This window comes from Rhodococcus sp. P4_C10 (genome assembly GCF_056402135.1).
Genome location: NZ_JBFUHZ010000002.1, coordinates 20,620 through 39,954 on the forward strand (window position 1 = coordinate 20,620; position 19,335 = coordinate 39,954).

The window sequence follows — 19,335 nt, forward strand, 5'->3', positions numbered from 1 at the left end:
AGTTGTGACAGTGGCCGCACTCATCGTTCTTGCAGTGATCGTCGTGCTGGTGGTGATCACGATGGCGAAGTCCGTCGCGATCGTCCCGCAGGCCGAGGCGGCGGTGATCGAGCGCCTCGGACGGTACGTGCGCACGGTGTCCGGGCAGCTGACCTTCCTGGTGCCGTTCGTGGACCGGATCCGCGCCAAGGTGGACCTGCGTGAGCGGGTGGTGTCCTTCCCGCCGCAGCCGGTGATCACCCAGGACAACCTGACGGTCTCGATCGACACCGTCGTCTACTTCCAGGTGACCAACCCGCAGGCCGCGGTGTACGAGATCAACAACTACATCGTCGGTGTCGAGCAGCTCACCACCACCACACTGCGCAACGTGGTGGGCGGGATGACGCTGGAGGAGACCCTCACCTCGCGGGACTCGATCAACGGCCAGCTCCGCGTCGTGCTGGACGAGGCCACCGGACGCTGGGGCCTGCGCGTCGCCCGCGTCGAGCTCAAGAGCATCGACCCGCCGCCGTCGATCCAGGAGTCGATGGAGAAGCAGATGAAGGCGGACCGCGAGAAGCGGGCCACCATCCTCACTGCCGAGGGCCATCGGGAGTCCGCGATCAAGACTGCGGAGGGCGACAAGCAGTCCCGCATCCTCGCCGCGGAGGGCGCCAAGCAGGCGTCGATCCTCACCGCCGAGGGCGAGCGGCAGTCCCGCATCCTGCGCGCGGAGGGTGAGCGGGCCGCGAAGTACCTGCAGGCGCAGGGCGAGGCGAAGGCCGTGGAGAAGGTGTTCGCGGCCATCAAGGCCGGCAAGCCAACTCCGGAACTGCTTGCCTACCAGTACCTTCAGACCTTGCCGCAGATGGCGCAGGGCGACGCGAACAAGGTGTGGCTGCTGCCCAGCGACTTCGGTGACGCCCTCAAGGGGTTCGCGAAGACGCTCGGTGCGCCCGGCGACGACGGGGTGTTCCGCTACGAGCCGAGCGCCACGGACGACGCGGCGCCGCCGGTGGACGACTCGGAGGAGGTCGCGAGCTGGTTCGAGAACGCGAGCGACCCGTCGGTGGCACGCGCGGTGGCGGCGGCCGAGGCGGTGGCGCACAAGTCGGTGGATGCGCCGGCGCCGCAGCACCAACAGGTCGAACCTCCGGCTCAGCCGAACCCGTCCTCCGAGCCGGCGATGGACCTGCTGGTGGACCCGCTCAATCCTTCCTGACGGCGGTCGGTACTTCCGACTCCGACAGCGGAACGGTGGTGCCCGGCACGGGCATTCGGGTGTCGAGCACCAGGCCCAGCAGACCGACCGCGATGCAGGCGCCGGAGAGCGCCAGCAGGGCCGGGTTGGTCCGTCCGCCGAGGGCGTCGCCGAGCACCACCACGCCGATGGTGCCGGGCACCACCCCGACCAGGGTGGCGAGGACGAACGGCCAGAACCTGATCGACGACACCCCGCCGCAGTAGTTGACCACCGAGAACGGGACCGGCGCGATCAGCCGCAGCGAGCCGACCGCCAGCCACCCGCGCCGGGCCAGTCGGTCGTCGACCTTCTGCACCGCGGGATGCGTCAGCCGGGCGGCGACCACGTCGCGGCCCACCGCGCGGACCAGCAGCAGGGCGAGGGCGGCGCTGAGCGTGGTCGCGGCCACCGCCAGCAGGATGCCGGTCAGCGCGCCGAACAGCACGCCCGCGGCGAGGGTGAAGACGGTGCGGGGGACCGGTGCGATGGTCACGACCGCGTGTACCGCCAGGAAGACGAAGGGGAAGGCGGGGCCGACCGAGTCGGCCCACTCGCGGATCTGGTCGATCGACGGATGCGGGACGAGGACCGCCGCCACGGCGAGGGCGAGCAACAGGAGCAACGCCCCGATCAGCTTCGGGTCACGCAGCCACCTTGTCACGATTGCCCAGGCTACCTGGCGCCGTCCGGGCGGCTCACCCACCGGCGTCAATGTTACTGAGCGGTAATTAGGTACGCGCGATCGCGGCCGTTTCGGGGGCCGCTAGCATCACGGGACAATGACTGTGCCCGAATAACCGAGAGGAAGCAGACACCGTGTCACAAGCTCCAGTGTCACACGCTTCACAGGCCGAATCGGCTGCCCGCGACTACGCGGCGTGGCAGCAGGCGGTGGCGGCGGTGCTCGCGAAGGCCCGCCGGGTGGACGTGTCCGAGCTGCCCGCGGAGCCGGAACGGCTCCTCGACACCCCGACCTACGACGGCGTCACCATTGCGCCGCTGTACACGCGCCGTGACGAGACCGCCGAGACCGCCCTGCCGGGCGAGTTCCCGTTCGTCCGCGGCCGCGACGCACACCGTGACGTGAACCGGGGTTGGCTCGTCAGCGCGGCGTTCGGTGCCGGCGAGTCGGATCCCGCCGCCACCAACCAGACGATCCTCGACGGCCTGGAGAACGGCATCAGCGCCGTCTGGCTCAGCGTCGGCACCGACGCGCTGCCCGCCACCGGCGTGGCGAAGGCGCTCGAGGGCGTACTCCTGGACCTCGCGCCGCTGACCCTCGACGCGGGCGCGGACACCGCGGCCGCGGCCGAGCAGGTCCTCGCGCTGCTCGATGCGCGGGCCGCCGCCGGTGACGGCGTCACCGACCGGGCCGCGGTCACCGTGAGCCTGGGCGCCGCGCCGCTGACGAGTCGGTTCGCCGACCGGGCCGACGTGGACCTCGCCGCCGCCGTGGCACTCGCGCAGACCGCCGCGGGCCGCGACGAGACCGTCCGCGCGCTCACCGTCGACGGCACCGTGTTCCACAACGCGGGCGCCAGCGACGCGGAGGAGCTGGGCGCGGCCATCGCGGCCGGGCTCGAGTACCTGCGGGCCCTGACGGCCGGGGCGGCCGCAGCGACGGGCGATGCCCCCGCCGGTCTGACGATCTCGCAGGCGCTGGGCCAGGTCGAGTTCCGGTTCTCGGCCTCCGACGACCAGTTCCAGACCATCGCCAAGCTCCGGGCCGGACGCCAGCTGTGGGCCCGGATCGCGCAGGTGTGTGGCGCATCCGAGTTCGGCGGCGCCCCTCAGCACGCCGTCACCTCGGCCGCGATGATGACCCAGCGGGACCCGTGGGTGAACATGCTCCGCACCACGCTCGCCGCGTTCGGCGCCGGCGTCGGCGGTGCCGACTCGGTGACCGTGCTGCCGTTCGACGCCGCGGTGCCGGCGGGCACGCTGGAGACCTCCAAGTCCTTCGCCGCTCGCATCGCCCGCAACACCCAGCTGCTGCTGCTCGAGGAGTCGCACCTCGGCCGGGTCCTCGACCCCGCCGCCGGCTCCTGGTTCGTCGAGGACCTGACCGCCTCGATCGCGGCCAAGGCCTGGGAGTTCTTCCAGCAGATCGAGGCCGACGGCGGGTTCGCCGCGGCGCTCGAGTCCGGGCTGGTCGCGGACCGGATCGCGGTCACCCGCGCGGCCCGCGAGTCCGACATCGCGCACCGCAAGACCGCGGTGACCGGCGTCAACGAGTTCCCGAACCTCGACGAGAAGCCGCTGCCGGTCGGTGCGAGCGCCCCGCTCGACGACGTCGCCCGTTACGGCGCCGCCTTCGAGGCGCTCCGCACCCGATCCGACAGCTACCTGGCGGAGAACGGCTCGCGGCCCAAGGTGCTGCTCGCCGCGCTCGGCTCGGTGGCCGAGCACAACGGCCGCACCACCTTCGCGTCGAACCTCCTGGCCTCCGGCGGCATCGAGGCCGTCAACCCGGGCACCCTCGACCTCGGCACCCTGCCGGGCGTCGTGCGGGACGCGGGCACCACGGTCGCGGTGCTCTGCGGTACCGACAAGCGCTACGGCACGGACGGTGTGCCCGCGGTCGACGCGCTGCGCGCGGCCGGCATCGAGACGGTGCTGCTCGCCGGTCCCGAGAAGACCTTTGCCGACGCGGAGGGTTCCGACCGCCCCGACGGCTTCCTCACCGCTCGTATCGACGCAGTGTCGGCCCTGTCCGGCCTGCTTGACACCTTGGGAGTGAAATGACCAGCCGCGTCGGCCACCTGATCGGCAGCTTCGCCGACGTCCCGCTGACGGACCCGGCCGCGCCCGCCCCGCAGCCGCCCACCCCGGACCAGTCCGCCGCGCACATCGCGGAGGCGGCGGCAGCGAACAACTACACCGCCGACGAGGTGGTGTGGTCCACCCCCGAGGGCATCGACGTCAAGCCGGTCTTCACCAAGGCCGACCGTGACGCGGCGGAGGCCGAGGGCTACCCGCTCGACAGCTTCCCGGGCGCGGCGCCGTTCCTGCGTGGCCCGTACCCGACCATGTACGTCAACCAGCCGTGGACGATTCGCCAGTACGCCGGCTTCTCCACCGCGGCCGAGTCGAACGCCTTCTACCGCCGCAACCTGGCGTCGGGACAGAAGGGCCTGTCGGTCGCGTTCGACCTCGCGACGCACCGCGGCTACGACTCCGACCACCCGCGCGTCGCCGGCGACGTCGGCATGGCCGGTGTGGCCATCGACTCGATCCTCGACATGCGTCAGCTCTTCGACGGGATCGACCTGTCGCAGGTGTCGGTGTCGATGACGATGAACGGCGCGGTGCTGCCGATTCTCGCGCTGTACGTCGTCGCGGCCGAGGAGCAGGGCGTCACGCCCGAGCAGCTCGCCGGAACCATTCAGAATGACATTCTGAAGGAGTTCATGGTCCGCAACACCTACATCTACCCGCCGAAGCCGTCGATGCGGATCATCTCCGACATCTTCGCCTTCGCCAGCGCGAAGATGCCGAAGTTCAACTCGATCTCCATCTCCGGCTACCACATCCAGGAGGCCGGCGCGACGGCCGACCTGGAGCTGGCGTACACCCTCGCCGACGGCGTGGAGTACATCCGCGCCGGCCTGGACGCGGGCATGGAGATCGACAAGTTCGCACCGCGGCTGTCGTTCTTCTGGGCCATCGGCATGAACTTCTTCATGGAGGTGGCCAAGCTGCGTGCCGGCCGCCTGCTGTGGGCCGAGCTGGTCGAGAAGTTCGAGCCCAAGAGCGCGAAGTCGCTCTCGCTGCGTACCCACTCGCAGACCTCCGGCTGGTCGCTGACCGCGCAGGACGTGTTCAACAACGTCGGGCGGACCTGCGTCGAGGCGATGGCCGCGACCCAGGGGCATACCCAGTCGCTGCACACCAACGCGCTCGACGAGGCGATCGCGCTGCCGACCGACTTCTCGGCTCGCATCGCGCGTAACACCCAGCTGCTGCTGCAGCAGGAGTCCGGCACCACCCGGCCGATCGACCCCTGGGGCGGATCGCACTACGTCGAGTGGCTCACCCACCAGCTGGCGAACCGTGCGCGTGCGCACATCGCCGAGGTGGAGGAGGCCGGCGGCATGGCGCAGGCCATCAGCGAGGGCATCCCGAAGCTCCGCATCGAGGAGGCCGCGGCCCGCACCCAGGCCCGGATCGACTCCGGCCGCCAGCCGCTGATCGGCGTCAACAAGTACGTGCCGGACGAGCCGGACAGCATCGAGGTGCTCAAGGTCGAGAACTCCAAGGTGCGTGCGGAGCAGCTCGCGAAGCTCGCGGCGCTGCGGGCCGAGCGGGACGAGGCCGCGACGCAGGCCGCGCTCGCCGAGCTCACCCGGGCGGCTGCGTCCGCCGAGGGCGGCATGGAGAACAACCTGCTCGCGCTCGCCGTGAACGCGGCCCGCGCGAAGGCCACCGTCGGGGAGATCTCCGACGCGCTCGAGAAGGTCTACGGGCGTCACCAGGCCGAGATCCGGACCATCAGCGGTGTGTACCGGGACGAGGCCGGAAAGGCGGAGAACATCGCTACCGCAACCGAACTCGTCGAGGCGTTCGCCGAGGCCGAGGGTCGTCGTCCCCGCATCCTGGTCGCCAAGATGGGTCAGGACGGACACGACCGCGGCCAGAAGGTGATCTCCACCGCCTTCGCCGACCTCGGCTTCGACGTCGACGTCGGACCGCTGTTCCAGACCCCCGAAGAGGTGGCCAACCAGGCCGCCGACGCCGACGTGCACGTCGTCGGTGTCTCCTCCCTGGCCGCCGGACACCTCACCCTGGTGCCGGCGCTGCGGGAGGCGCTCGCCGCGGTGGGCCGCCCCGACATCATGGTCGTGGTCGGCGGCGTCATCCCGCCCGGCGACTTCGAGGAGCTGTACCAGGCCGGCGCAGCCGCCATCTTCCCGCCCGGCACGGTGATCGCGGACGCGGCCACCGGACTGCTCGAGAAGCTGTCGGCACAGTTGGGGCACGATCTGAGTGGCAGCTAGGCCGGTCCTGGACCTGACCGCACTCGGCGACGCGGTGCTGGCCGACCGGCGGGCTCAGCTCGCCAAGGCCATCACCCTCGTCGAGTCGACCCGGGCGGATCACCGGGAGCAGGCGCAGCAGCTGCTGCTGCGCCTGCTCCCGCACGCCGGTGGTGCCATCCGAGTCGGCATCACCGGTGTGCCCGGGGTGGGCAAGTCGACCACCATCGAGGCGCTCGGGATGTACCTGCTCTCGTTGGGGCACAAGGTGGCGGTCCTGGCGGTCGACCCGTCCTCGACGCGGACCGGCGGTTCGATCCTGGGCGACAAGACCCGGATGCAGAACCTCTCGGTGGAGCCCAACGCGTACATCCGCCCCTCGCCGACGTCCGGCACCCTCGGCGGCGTCGCGAAGGCGACCCGCGAGACCATCGTGCTGCTCGAGGCGGCCGGCTACGACGTGATCCTGGTCGAGACGGTCGGCGTCGGGCAGTCCGAGGTCACGGTGGCGAACATGGTCGACACCTTCACGTTCCTGACCCTCGCCCGCACCGGCGACCAGCTGCAGGGCATCAAGAAGGGCGTGCTCGAGCTGGCCGACATCGTCACGGTGAACAAGGCGGACGGCAAGCACAAGATCGAGGCGAAGGGTGCGGCCCGGGAACTGGCCGGGGCGCTGCGGCTGATCTACCCGCACGACGCGTTGTGGAAGCCGCCGGTGCTCACCATGAGTGCCCTCGAGAACGACGGCGTCGACAAGTTCTGGGACGAGGTCCTGCGGCACCGGAAGGTGCTCGGGGACGCCGGGGAACTCGAGCGCAAGCGGCAGCAACAGCAGGTGGACTGGACCTGGTCCATGGTCCACGACCAGCTGCTGCGCCGGCTCGACGACGACGCGAAGGTCAAGTCGATCCGCCACGACGTGGAGCAGCAGGTGCGGGAGGGCTCGCTGACGGCGGCACTCGCCGCGCACCGGATCCTGGACGCGTTCGACAGCTGACGGTGGGTTCGGCCGGGCCGTTTTGTGCCCGGCCGAATCGCTCCGGTGCAGGTCAGAGGCGCTCCGCACCGGATCTGTGGGGTCGCCGCGGTAGGATTACGGCGCCCGCGAGGTCGACCCACCAGGTACCGCTCATCGGCGCGGTACTCGGCCCGGGGCAGAGGCGGAAGTGCCGACCATGAGGGTTTCCCGCAAGGACCACAGCCCGAGCCCCCGTCATGGCGGGCTTCGCCTCCGGCACGCACGCGCCACCCGACTCGCGGTCCTCACGTCGTGCGCCGCGCTGGCGATCGCCGGCTGTTCGGGCACGTCGGACACCACCAGTTCGTCGCGATCCGTCGCGTCCACCGCCTCCGCGCCGGCATCGGCCGCGCTGAAGCCGATCGACCCGGCCGCATTTCAGGCGGCGGTGACGGCCGCCGCCGAGGTGCTGATGGTGCCCGGCGCGGTGGTTCAGCTCCGCACCCCTCAGGGCACCTTCGACGCGGTCGTCGGCACCACCGAGCTGGGCGCGCAGACCCCGCCGGACACCGGCACCCACTTCCGGGTCGCGTCGAACACCAAGACCATGACGGCGGCGCTGATCGTGCTGCTGGCCCAGGACGGCAAGCTCCGGTTCGACGACCCGGTGTCCGCCTACGTGCCGGACGTGCCCGACGGCGACAACATCACCATTTCGGAGCTGCTGAAGATGCGCAGCGGGCTCTACGGCTACACGGACGCGCCGGAGTTGTCGGCGGCCCTGGACGCCGACCCGGCACGGGTCTGGACACCCCAGGAGGTGCTGGACATCGCCTTCCGGCACCCGCCGGGGTTTCCGCCGGACACGGCATTCGAGTACAGCAACACCAACTACGCGCTGCTGGGCCTGGTGGCGGAGAAGGTCGGCGGCCGCCCGCTGGCCCAGCAGTTGCAGGACCGGCTGTTCGGCCCGCTCGGGCTGGGGCGGACGTCGTTGCCTGCGGCCGAGGACAACTCGCTGCCGGAGCACTACTCGCACGGCTACATGTACGGCGACACGTCCTACGCGATGGTCGACAAGCCGTACCCCGCCGACCTGCAGGCCGCCGCACGCAGCGGGTCCTTGCAACCCCTCGACTACACCCACCAGAACCCGTCCTACGCCACCGCCGCCGGGGCGGTGATCTCCACGGCCGACGACCTGGCCACGTGGACCCGAGCGCTGGTGTCGGGCAAGGTCTTCGACGCCGACCACCAGCAGCAGTGGCTCCACAGTCTGCAGCCGGAGGACCCGAGCTCACCCGACGGCCGGCAGTACGGCTACGGCATCACGTACCAGCGTTTCGGGCCGAACGCCGCGATGTACTACCACGGCGGCGAGATTCCGGGCTTCAACTCCTTCATCGGTCACGACCCGGACAACGACGTGACGCTGGTGATCTGGACGAACCTGACCCTCTCGCCCGACGGCAGGACCACGGCAAATGCCTTGCTGCCCACGGTTCTCGACGAGATCTACACGGGGTTGTCCGTGGCGCCGACACCCGCCGTCAGCCCCACCGGCTGACACCGGTCAGCGCGCGACGGTCGCGGCGACCAGGTCGTGACCGAGGTCGAACCGGATGCCGTCGGGGTTGGTCAGTCCGGGTCCGCGGTACCAACTCTCGTCGGCCTCCGGGTGCGGTCCCACCAGCCCGACCCGGCCGGCGCCGTAACTTGTGACGGCGGCCGCGGCGGTCCCGGTCCGGTACCGCGCCAGCACGGTGGTCTCCGGGGCGGTGACCCAGTCGCCGGTGAACTCCGGGCCGTCCTGGAAGAACATGTGCCGCCGCTCGCCGCGCCAGTCCACCTCGATCACGGTGTCGTCGGTGTCCTGCACCTCCGAGCCGGCTGTCCCGAGGTAGCGGTGCACGGCCTCGGGCACCAGGTCGAAACCGGGGTCGGTCCCGGCGAGGTAGGCGCCCAGGCAGAAGCCGAGGTAGTTGCCGCCGCCGTGCACGTAGGCCCGGATGTCGGCTGCGTGCGAGCGCATCCGGCGCCACGCCGGACGCACCTCACCCCCGCCGGGCTGGGCGTAGACGGCGGCGCCGGCGAGCGCTTCCGCGGTCAGCTCGACGTCCTCGTCCGGTCCGCAGTAGACGACCCGGAACGGGTCCGGCGCCGATTCGAGGAGCCGCCCGACGGCCTCGGAGCAGCCCGAGCAGGACGCCTTCCCCCGGTACACCAGTGCCACCGGTCGATCGTCGGACCGCTCGTGAAGTGCCCAGCCGGCGGCGGCGCCGCCGATCGCCGCCGTCCCGGCACCGAGCAGGAACCGCCGCCGGGTCAGCTGCTTACGCCCGGTACTCACGCCGGGCCGTTCGCGGCGGACCGGCGCCGGGCCCAGTCCTCGGTGCGGCGGCGCACCCGGCTGGTCACGGCGGTGACCAGTCCCTCGAGCGGGCCGCGGCCGGCGGTGGCCTTCCAGACGATGGCCAGGGCGATCATCACCACCACCTGGCGCAGGTAGCCGGACCAGGGTCCGTACACGTCGAAGTCCGAGTTCACGAACATGATGTGGCCGACGTAGGCCGTCAACGACAGGCTGCCGACGGCGGCCAGGGGGACGAACAGCACCCGGACGGCCAGCGCGAGGTACCGGCGCGTGACGTGGCCGAGCAGCAGGGCCACCCCGAGCACGGCCAGGGTGCTGCCGATGGTCGCGGCCAGGTCCAGCGGGGTGCCGGTGTGCGGGCCGTCGACCGCGAGCCACCACCAGGTGGTGGTGGGGACGGTGCCGTGGGCCCCCCCCCCCCCCCGCGGAACCGAGCATCAGCGCGACGCCCGTACCGGCCAGGCCCGCCGCGACGCGGATCGAGGTCAGGGTGAGCCGGCCGACCACGATGCCCGCGCCCACGTACGTCATCCAGACCAACGCGGGGAACTCGCCGGTGAGGACGAGCGTCGAGAGCACGCCGAGGGGATCGGAGAACAGCGCCCCGAAGCTCAGTTGCTCGTCGAGGAACTCGGGCAGGTGGGGCCGCAGCGCCTGACTGAGAACCGGCAGCAGCAGTCCGGCGGCGACCGTCGACACCAGCAGCGTCCGGGTCGAGAGGTAGATCAGCGGGATGGCCAGGAGGAACATGACCGCGTAGTAGGTCAGGATCACCACGCCGAACTCGATGTCGGTGTATCCCAGGGACAGTCCGATCAGTCCGATCACGACCGCCCGGGCGGCCAGCGACGCGCTGATCCCGGTCGCCTCGGGGCCGCGATGCAGGCGGCGACGCCGGGAGATGAACGCGATGCTCACCCCGGCGAGCACCGCGAAGACGGCCGCGGCGCGACCGGCCGCGAGCGAGAACATCCAGGTGGGTTCGCCGGCGTCGTCGTACTCGTTGAGGGAGTGGACGGCGATCATGCCCAGGACCGCCAGCCCGCGGGTGGCGTCGACGCCGACGAGGCGCGAGGCCCTGCGGGTCGGGGGAGCGACGGTCGGCTGCGAGACGGCCGCGGTGTCCGGAGTGACGCTCATGGTCAGCACATCACCGCGTCGATCAGGTCCAGCCCGGCGGCGACGCCGGTGGACTCGGGTGTGCGCAGGCCGGAGTCGGCGAACCAGTCGGCATCGGCCTCCGGGTGCGGGCCGACGACGCCGACCCGGCCCGAACCGAAGTGGGTGGCGAGCGCGGCCACCTGCCCGTTGGCGTAGTTTGCGATGACTTCGACGGGGGCGGCGGGGGCCGCGTTCAGCTCGAACATGGGTCCGTCCTGGAAATAGAGGGGTTGACGGTATCCGCGCCACCGCACCTCGACGGTGGTGGCGTCGGTCGAGGCCACGGCCGCCCCGGCGGAGGCGATGTACTGGTCGGTGTCGCCGGGTAGCAGGTCGAAGCCCGGGGTGGCGCCGGCCAGGTAACCGCCCAGGCAGAAGCCGAGGTAGCGGCCGCCTCCGGAGACGAAGTCGCGAATGGTGTCCCGGTGCCGACGCATCCGCCGCCAGGCCGGTCCCAGGGTGGCGCCGCCGGGCTGCGCGTAGACGGTCGCCACGCCGAGGGCCGCGCGGGTGAGCTTGATCTCCTCCCGGGGCCCCACGTAGTGGATGTCGAAGTTCCACCGACTGCGGCGCAGCAGCGACGCGACGGACTCGGGGCAGCCGGGCTCGGTGGCCCCGCCGCGGTAGACCAGCGCGAGCGGACGACGGGTGGTCACGAGCGGACTCCCTGCGCCGGGATCCCGTGCCACCGGGTGTGCGGTGGCAACTGCTCGCCCTTCATCAGCAGCGACAACGCATCGAGTTCGGCGCCGTCGCCGACAACCGCGTCGTAGAGGACGATCGAGCGAGTGCCGACGGTGGCGCTGTCGTCGACCGTGACCGTGGACATCTTCATCACCCGGTCCTCGAAGAGGTGGGTCTGCAGTGAGACACCCGCCCCGACGGTGGCGTCGTCGCCGATCCGGACCAGGTCGAACTCGGTGAGGTAGGTGGTGCCGATCCAGGCGCGGCGGCCGATGGTGGCGCCGAAGCTGCGCAGCAGCGGGGGCAGGAACGGGGTGCCCATCAGCTGGTGCAGCAGCACCGGTACCGCGGCAGCCTCGTACACACCGGTCGCGAACTCGGCGCGACGGACGAACTTCGCCCACAGCGGCTCGACGCGGGGCACGTAGGTGCCCACCATGTTCCGCTTCACCGCGGCCGCGTAGAGCACCACGCCGTACGCCGTCGCCAGCGCCAGCAGCGGGGCGACGACGACGGTCACGAACATGCCGGTGTTGCGGGCGAACTGGGACAGGCCGAGCAGGTAGAAGTACAGGCTGACCCCGACCACGGTGGCGGGCAGGGTGATCCGGAAGAACTCGATGAAGAGCCGGTGGGCGACGACGTCCCGGCCCGGGCTGAAGATCTCGGAGTCGTCGAAGTCGCCGCTGTCCTGACGGGCCGGCAGGAAGATCGCGGGCGAGCCGAGCCAGGATGTGTCCGGCGGCACGCCGCCGGCGGGCGGCACCGTGAGCACGCCGATCAGCGAGCCGTCGCCGGTGCGGGTCCCGCTCGGCAGCATGGCGGCGTTGCCGACGAACGCTCGGGTCCCGACCTCGGTGTGCTCGAACAGCATTCGGCCGTTGCAGACCGTCGCCCCACCGAGACTGGCCATGTCGGCCACGAAGCTCTCGTCGCCGATGGTGAGCAGGTCCGGGTCGATGTGCGCCACCGTCGAGACCTCGGCGCCGGCCCCGACTCGGGCGCCGAGCAGGCGCAGCCACGGTGCCGTGTACAGGGTGGCGTAGAGCGAATTGTTGTAGGTCAGGCTCATCTCGAAGAGCTTGTCGGTCATCCACTTCCGGATCCCGAGGCCGGACGCGGCGGGGTACTCGCCCGCCGGCAGATTCGGCAGGATCAGCTTCTTGCCGCCTGCGACCACGGCGCAGACGGTGAGCACGTAGACGGCGCCGGACAGCAGCGTCGCGAGCAGTGCGGCGATCATGCCGTACTCGAGCAGCACGGCCCAGACCATGACGAGGCTGGGCACGATGGTCGCGATGGCCAGCAGTTCCAGCAGGGCCAGGCCGCCCCAGGCAGCGGCGGTCAGTCGGCGGGTCCAGCACGGCGCGGGTCCGGCGGCGTGCATCGCCTCGACGCCCTCGCTCAGCGCGGGCACCTCGGACGGCGGCGAACCGATCCAGCGCTGACCGTTCGGGATCCGCCAGCCGCGGGTGAGCGCGGACTGCTCGCCGAGCATCGCGTCGTCGCCGATCTCGGAACCGGGCTCGAGAACGCAGTTCTCGGCGACGAAGGCGCGGTCGCCGATCACGATGGGCGCGAGCACTACCCAGCCGCTCGCGACATGCCACGGGCGGAGGTCGGTGTTGTAGCCGATCGAGGCGTGGTCGCCGACGGTCACCATCGAGGGGAAGGGCACCGTACTGGTCCCGATGTAGCTGTCGCGGCCCACCTCGGCGCCGGTGGCACGCAGGAAGTTCGCCATCATCGGGGACCCGCTCAGCACCGGCATGGGCGAGAGCATCATCAGGTGCTCGACCATCCACAGCCGGAGGTAGGTGGCGCCCCACAGGGGGTAGGTGCCGGGCTTGATGCCGCGGGAGAGTGGGCGGACCAGCAGTACCGGCAGTACCCAGCGCACCAGCAGATACGTCGGCACGGTTGCCAGGAGTAGGTCCACCAGCGCGCCGAAGGAGGGCTGGCCGTCGTGCAGGCTGTAGACGACCGAGACGGGAAGGGTGACCACCAGGAGGATGAGCAGCAGCAGCCCGCCCTGTGCGCCGCCGGCCCGGGCCACCTCCGGGCCACGGGGCACCCGCGGGGGCAGTTTGTCCACCGGCGGTGCCGCGACCGCGGCCTGACCGGCCGCGGGCGCCAGGGCGGCGGCCAGTTCCCGGACCGTCGGGTTTGCGTACACGTCCCGGATGCCGAGGGCGTCGTCGACGCCGCGCTCACGGAGCGTGGTCACCAGCTGCGCGGCCAACAGCGAATGTCCACCCAGTTCGGTGAAGAAGTTCGCGTCCACGGACAGGGCGTCGGCCTCGACGCCCAACTGGTCGGCCCACAGCACCTGGAGGGTGCGCTCGAGGTCCGACGCGGCGGCCACCACGGGCCCGGTCGCAAGTGCCAGACGCTGTCCGGTCGGCTCCGGCAGTCGGGGCCGGTCGACCTTGCCGCTGGGCATCATCGGGAGCTCGTCGACGATGTCGACGAACGTGGGCACCATGTAGTCGGGCAGGCGCGAGTGCGCCTCCCGGTGCAGGCGCTCGATCAGTTCGGGGGAGCCGCCCTGGCGGGCCGAACCGGTCCGCAGCACCAGGTAGGCGGCGAGGTGCTGGGAGCCGGCGACGGTGGCCAGGGTGACCACGCTGCTGGCGACGGCGGGGTCCTCGAGCAGCACGCTCTCGATCTCGCCGAGGTCGACGCGGTGGCCGCGGATCTTGACCTCGCTGTCCGCGCGCCCGAGGTACTCGATCTCGCGGTCGTCGGTGATGCGGCCCAGGTCGCCGGTGCGGTAGAGGCGTCCGCCGGGTCCGGCGAAGGGATGCGGGAAGAAGCGGTCCGCGGTGAGGTCCGGGCGGCCGACGTAGCCGCGGGCGACGCCGGGTCCGCCGATGCAGATCTCGCCGACCTCACCGTCGGCGACCGGGTACCGGTCCTCGTCGAGGATGACAACCGAGTAGGTGGGCAGCGGTACGCCGATGGTGACCGGGCGGCCGGGCAGCAGCTCGCACCAGGTCGCGGTGACCGTCGCCTCGGTGGGCCCGTAGGTGTTGAGGATCCGCCTGCCCGGCCGCGCCCAGCGCTCGACGATCTCGCGGGGGCAGGCCTCTCCGCCGACCAGGACGCTGCGCAGCCGGGGAAGGTCGCGGGGGATGGTCGCGAGCAGGGTCGGCACGCAGTACAGGACGGTGATCGCGGCGTCGTCGAGGAAGTCCGCCAGTTCGCCGCCGAGCCGGCGGGAGTCGGTGGGGCCGGCGACCAGCGTCGCCCCGACGGCCCAGGTGGGCCAGATCTCCTCGATGGAGAAGTCGAACGAGATGGTCATGCCCTGGTACACGCGGTCGGTGCGCTGCACGTCGTAGACGTCGGGCACCACGTCGAGGAAGTTGCAGATGCTCGACTGCGCGACCTCGACGCCCTTGGGCCTTCCGGTGGAACCGGAGGTGTAGATGACGTAGGCGGCCGGGTCCCTGTGCAGGATCTCGAGGTCCGGCCGGGTGCCGGGCTGGCCGGAGATCTCGGCGGCCTGGGTGTCGAGCTCGAGCCAGTTGGTGTGCAGCGTGGACAGGGTCTGCCCGAACGATGCGGTGGTGACGACGAGGTCCACCCCGGCGTCTTCGGTTATGTACGCGATCCGGTCGGCCGGCGACGCCGGGTCGATCGGCACGAAGGCCGCGCCGGCCTTGAGCACACCGAGGAGCGCGACGTACGTGGCGGGCGAACGTTCGAGCAGGATCGCCACCCGGGACCCCACCCCGCTGCCCAGCGCGGTGAGCTGGTGGGCCAGCTGGTTGGCGTGGAACTCGAGCTGAGCGTAGGTCAGTCGGACGGACCCACATTCGACCGCCACGGCGGAGGGCGTGAGGTCGGTGGTGGCCTCGAAGACATGGTTGAGCCGACGACTGAGGGGCCGGAAGGCGGACCCTCCGGCCGGGCTCGGCTCCACCCGCCGCATCGGTGCTGTCATGTCTTCGTGCAAGGAGGCCCCCCCAGGCGAAAGTTATTCGATGGTTAACTTTGTGGCGAACAGCACGGCCATAGAACCACGGGGGTTGGGCGTCGCCGATGTGCCGGTGGCGTCCCACTTGATGGGTGACCGCTGGCCTCGCCCGGGCCCGGCGGCCGAGTGGACCCTTTCCGGACGGTCGTCCAAATCCGTACCGCGGGTCCGGGTTTGGCGACAAAGGGCCTGCGTGTGGCTAGTTTTGTACGGCGTCAGGTGGCATCGGCGCTGGGGTGGAATGCGCCTCCGTCGAGGACTTGGGATTCGGCCGGAATCGGCAGTCGGGGGTGATGTGACGGACCCGGGGTCATCCGGTGTGGTGCAGATTTCAACCTCGTCTTCACCCGGTTTCGACCAATGCGGGTGTCCTGGATCACCCAGAAGTTTGGGTGCTGTTTGCGTCCAGTGACATCACGGGTAACTTCGAGTGGAGGGTCGTGATGCGCTGAATGTCCGGTTTGCGGTAACGGAACGACGCGCCCGCCCGACCACACAGTTGACCGGCCGAGGGGGGTGCAGGGTGTTCGAGACGTTCTGTGGTGAGGTCGTCAGGTCTGGGGCTGGGTCCGGGTCGGTGGCCGATCCGACGGTCGCGCCGCGCCCACGGCTGTTCGCCCGACTGGACGAGGGGCGCCCGCTCACGGTGATCGGTGGCCCGCGGGGCTCCGGCAAGTCCGCGCTCGTGCAGTCGTGGTTGGCGACTCCCACGGCGGCGCACCTGCACGCGGTCCTGGTCCCGGCACCTCTCCCGGGCCTCGACCCGGCCGACTACTGGCGGTGTGTCGACGAGTTGCTGCGTCGGGCCGACCCGAGCGCGGGCACGGTGGTCGTCCTGGACCTGCCCGAGTTGCTCGGCGAGGCGGACCACCGGGCCGGGATTCTCGGACTGCTGCGGTCGCGGCCCGGCATCCGGGTGATCGTCACGACGCGCTGGGGCGCGGGGTTCGCGGACCACTGGCCCGCGGAACTCGAGGCGACGGTGCTCGTCGGTGCCGAGCTGTCCTTCACCGAGTCGGAGACGGCCGAGTACTTCGCCCGGTCGGGCGTGGCCCTCGACGAGCGGACCTACCGCAGCATCCACGCGGCGGTGGGTGGGCACGCCGGGCTGGTGAGGTCCGCATTGGCCGTGGCTCGCGTGTTCGGCGCCGACTACGAGGTCGAGCGGGCCCGCTCGACCGAGGCGCTCGACGCCGCGGTCGACCGGTACGTCGCCGACCAGTTCCTCGGTGACGCCGAGCTCGCGCCGCTTCGCCCCTTTCTGCTCTCGACCTCGGTCGCCGCCGTTGTGACGGTGGCCGTCGCCACGGCGTTGACCGGCGACGGCGCCCGGTCGCACATCCTGACCCTCGAGCGGGCCGGCGTCCTGGTGCGTGCGGCGGGCCCGCAGATCGACGAGTGGGTCTACCCTCCGGCGGTCCGGACCGCGCTGGTCCGGGCCGCCAGGGCGGAGCACGGTGGGCGGAGCCTCCCGGAGTCCGCGGTCCTGGCCCGCCACTTCCAGCAGTCCGGAGACCTGCCCGAGGCGTTGGTGCACGCGGTCGAGGCGGAGCAGTGGGACCTCGCGCTGTCGATCGTGGAGGAAAACTGGGTGGAGATGATCCACACCCGGCCGAGGGTGCTGCGGGAGAGCCTGACCGCGCTGCCGCCGTGGGTGGTCGAGGGCTTCCCCACGGTGAAGGCGGCCCGTGAGCTCTTCGTCCGTTGGGGATCCGACCAGGTCGAGGTCCCGTATCCGGGTGCGGCCGGGCCGGCCGGACGCACCGCGGGGAGTCGGGCGCCGCTCTCGCTTCGCGACACCCTCATCCTGAACACGGTCCAGATGATGGTCCTGCGGTTCGCCGGGGAGTTCGGCCGCGCCGTCGACCTTGCCGTTCACACCTCGGCCCTGGCCGCCGGCACCGCGGCGGCGGACCGGTCCGAGGTCGACGAGATCCTGCCGCTGCTCCGGCTGCAGTGGAGTATCACCCGGCAACTCGCCGGCGACCTCGGCGAGTCGACGACCGATCTGCTGCGGGCGTACCGGACCAGCGAGCTCGGTGGCATCGAGTTCGCCGCCCGCAACGCGGCGGGGGCGCTCGCACTGAACTATGCGCTCACCGGCGAGTACGGCCTCGCCGACCAGTGGCTCGAGGCCGAGGCCCGGTTCGGGGTGCCGGCCGGATGGGTCGGGCCGATGGTGCGGGTTCCCGCTCTGGTGGCTCGAGCGCTGGTCGGGGTGGGACGCCTCGACCCTGCGTCGGCGGCGCGGGCCCTCGACCAGCTCGACGACCTGTCCGATCGCGACGAGCTCTGGGGCTTCGCGGTCTACGCGCGGTGCCGGCTGGACCTGGCGCGGGGTGCCGCGGAGGAGGGGCTGGACCGGGTGCGCCGGGCCGTCGCGGTGTACGGCCGCTGGTTGAGGCCGGGGAGCGTGTCCGGTCCGCTGCTGGCCGCGGTGGAGGCGGACCTCCGCTGCGCGCTGGGACGCGCGACCGAGGCGCGAGCAGCGGTGGCGGGAACGTACCGGTCCCACCCGCTGGTGGCACTGGCGCGGGCCCGGGTCGAGTTCCAATCCGGGAACCCGGGCACCGCCGCCGTGGAATGCGAGGAGCTGGCGCACCGCGGCGACGCGTGGACGGGGACCCGGATGGAGGCGGTCCTGCTCGGGTCGGCCGCGTCGCTCGCCCTCGCGGAGGCGGCGGCCGCCGGCCGGGGCTGGCGCCGGGTGGCCGCATTCGTCGAGCAGACCGGGGCGGTCGGGCTGCTGACCACGGTGCCGGCCGCCACGGTGGCCGCGCTGTCGGCCGAGCTGCCCGCGCCGCAGGCGTGGCGGGCGCTGACGGCAGAGGAGCGTGCGGCGCAGTTCCCGGACCCGGTGCGGAGGGTCAGCCTGACGGCCCGGGAGGCGACTGTGCTCCGGTCCATGGCGGACGGGGCGACCGTCGCGGAAATCGCTTCGCGCCTGTACGTCTCGCCGAACACGGTGAAGACCCAACTGCAGTCCCTCTACCGCAAGCTCGGCGTGCACACGCGGGCGGATGCGATCCGGGTTGCGCGGGAGAGCGGCCTGGCCTGAGCGCCTGCCGGGGTGCCGTCAGCCGCCGTAGACGGTGGTCTCGATCAGGTCGTGTCCGAGCTCCGGATGGATCGCGTTGGTGGGCGAGAGCCCGTCGCTGCGGAACCAGCCGCTGTGCGCCTCGGGATGCGGTGCGACGACGCCGACCCGGCCGGCGGCATAGTCCGCCACCACCGCGGCGGCCTGGCCACCGGCGTAGGTCGCGAGGATCTGCGCGGTGTGGTTCGAGTTCAGCTCGAAGACCGGGCCGTCCTGGAAGTAGAGGGTGCGCGGTTCGCCGCGCCAGAGGACGGTGATCCGGGCGGCGTCGGTGGTCGTGACCGTCGCGTCGGCCGCGGTGATGTACTGCCAGGTGTCGCCGGGCAGCAGCTTGAAACCCGGTGTCGCGCCGGCGAGGTAGCCGCCGAGGCAGAACCCGAGGTAGTTCCCACCCCCGGAGACCCAGTTCCGGATGACGTTGGCGTACGGCTGCATCGCGACCCAGGCCGCGGACAGGGTGCCGCCGCCCGGCTGCACGTAGACGGCGGCCGTGTCGAGGACATTCTTGGTGATCTTCAGCTTCTCCTGCGGTCCGACGTACGCGGTGCGGAACGGCCGCGGTGCCGTCTGCAGCAGTGCGGCGGCGGACTCCGGGCAGCCCGGCGAGGAGGCCGGCCCGCGGTAGACGAGTGCCAACGGCAGCTCGGCGGCGGCGGTCTTGGTGGGCGCCGAGGTCGGGGCAGGCGCGACGGTGGGAGCCTGCACCGGCGGCAGCGGCGAGGCCGCCGGCGGGGTGGTCGGTTGCGGCAATGGCCAGTTCGACGACAACTGCGCCTGTGCCGGTCCGGCGGTGGTGCCGCCCGCCAACAGGCCGGCGCCCGCGACACCCAGGAGAAGCCTTCGCCGATCGATCATCCAGACCTCCCAATCGTGCT

The 19,335-nt window shown here is 71.5% G+C and carries 12 protein-coding genes and 1 pseudogene; 6 read left to right on the plus strand and 7 right to left on the minus strand.

All coding sequences use genetic code 11. The features are described from left to right. Positions 1 to 10 precede the first annotated feature (10 nt). Positions 11 to 1,204, plus strand: coding sequence for an SPFH domain-containing protein (locus AC1DWC_RS01310; RefSeq protein ID WP_477905468.1), 1,194 nt, complete (start codon positions 11 to 13; stop codon positions 1,202 to 1,204). On the opposite strand, the gene AC1DWC_RS01315 is transcribed toward AC1DWC_RS01310, so the two are convergent. Beyond that, positions 1,191 to 1,886: a TVP38/TMEM64 family protein gene (locus AC1DWC_RS01315; protein WP_477839809.1), complete on the minus strand. Its 696-nt coding sequence runs from the start codon at positions 1,884 to 1,886 to the stop codon at positions 1,191 to 1,193. The genes AC1DWC_RS01310 and AC1DWC_RS01315 overlap by 14 nt on opposite strands. 170 nt (positions 1,887 to 2,056) lie before the next feature. On the opposite strand from AC1DWC_RS01315, the gene mutA reads away from it, so the two are divergent. The 4 genes from mutA (at position 2,057) to AC1DWC_RS01335 (ending at position 8,729) form a co-directional block, all read left to right on the plus strand. Beyond that, a complete protein-coding gene (gene mutA, locus AC1DWC_RS01320) occupies positions 2,057 to 3,970 on the plus strand; it encodes a methylmalonyl-CoA mutase small subunit (protein ID WP_477905470.1) in 1,914 nt (637 codons plus the stop codon). Then, positions 3,967 to 6,222 carry a methylmalonyl-CoA mutase gene (scpA, locus tag AC1DWC_RS01325; RefSeq protein WP_477905472.1) on the plus strand — a complete coding sequence of 752 codons (2,256 nt, stop codon included), beginning with the start codon at positions 3,967 to 3,969 and terminating at the stop codon, positions 6,220 to 6,222. The genes mutA and scpA overlap by 4 nt, the downstream gene beginning before the upstream one ends. Further along, positions 6,212 to 7,201: a methylmalonyl Co-A mutase-associated GTPase MeaB gene (meaB, locus tag AC1DWC_RS01330; RefSeq protein ID WP_477905474.1), complete on the plus strand. Its 990-nt coding sequence runs from the start codon at positions 6,212 to 6,214 to the stop codon at positions 7,199 to 7,201. Before scpA ends, meaB begins: the two co-directional genes overlap by 11 nt. A gap of 178 nt (positions 7,202 to 7,379) precedes the next feature. Beyond that, positions 7,380 to 8,729, plus strand: coding sequence for a serine hydrolase domain-containing protein (locus tag AC1DWC_RS01335; protein ID WP_477905476.1), 1,350 nt, complete (start codon positions 7,380 to 7,382; stop codon positions 8,727 to 8,729). A gap of 6 nt (positions 8,730 to 8,735) precedes the next feature. On the opposite strand, the gene AC1DWC_RS01340 is transcribed toward AC1DWC_RS01335, so the two are convergent. The 5 genes and pseudogenes from AC1DWC_RS01340 to AC1DWC_RS01360 form a co-directional block, all read right to left on the minus strand. After that, positions 8,736 to 9,512: a BPL-N domain-containing protein gene (locus tag AC1DWC_RS01340; protein ID WP_477905793.1), complete on the minus strand. Its 777-nt coding sequence runs from the start codon at positions 9,510 to 9,512 to the stop codon at positions 8,736 to 8,738. Then, positions 9,509 to 9,841 carry a hypothetical protein gene (locus tag AC1DWC_RS01345; protein ID WP_477905813.1) on the minus strand — a complete coding sequence of 111 codons (333 nt, stop codon included), beginning with the start codon at positions 9,839 to 9,841 and terminating at the stop codon, positions 9,509 to 9,511. The genes AC1DWC_RS01340 and AC1DWC_RS01345 overlap by 4 nt, the downstream gene beginning before the upstream one ends. A 187-nt stretch (positions 9,842 to 10,028) precedes the next feature. Next, a pseudogene (locus AC1DWC_RS01350) lies at positions 10,029 to 10,676 on the minus strand (heparan-alpha-glucosaminide N-acetyltransferase domain-containing protein); the annotation flags it as partial. Between the two features lie 2 nt (positions 10,677 to 10,678). Next, on the minus strand, positions 10,679 to 11,353 hold the full coding sequence (locus AC1DWC_RS01355) for a BPL-N domain-containing protein (RefSeq protein ID WP_477905478.1): 675 nt from the start codon (positions 11,351 to 11,353) through the stop codon (positions 10,679 to 10,681). After that, the gene (locus AC1DWC_RS01360) at positions 11,350 to 15,330 is read right to left on the minus strand and encodes a Pls/PosA family non-ribosomal peptide synthetase (RefSeq protein ID WP_477905480.1); all 3,981 of its coding nucleotides are present in this window, start codon (positions 15,328 to 15,330) and stop codon (positions 11,350 to 11,352) included. The genes AC1DWC_RS01355 and AC1DWC_RS01360 overlap by 4 nt, the downstream gene beginning before the upstream one ends. A gap of 610 nt (positions 15,331 to 15,940) precedes the next feature. Here AC1DWC_RS01360 and AC1DWC_RS01365 point away from each other — a divergent pair. After that, complete coding sequence (locus AC1DWC_RS01365; protein ID WP_477905482.1) at positions 15,941 to 18,421, plus strand: helix-turn-helix transcriptional regulator; 2,481 nt, start codon at positions 15,941 to 15,943, stop codon at positions 18,419 to 18,421. Between the two features lie 18 nt (positions 18,422 to 18,439). On the opposite strand, the gene AC1DWC_RS01370 is transcribed toward AC1DWC_RS01365, so the two are convergent. After that, positions 18,440 to 19,315 carry a BPL-N domain-containing protein gene (locus tag AC1DWC_RS01370; RefSeq protein ID WP_477905484.1) on the minus strand — a complete coding sequence of 292 codons (876 nt, stop codon included), beginning with the start codon at positions 19,313 to 19,315 and terminating at the stop codon, positions 18,440 to 18,442. Positions 19,316 to 19,335 lie beyond the last annotated feature (20 nt).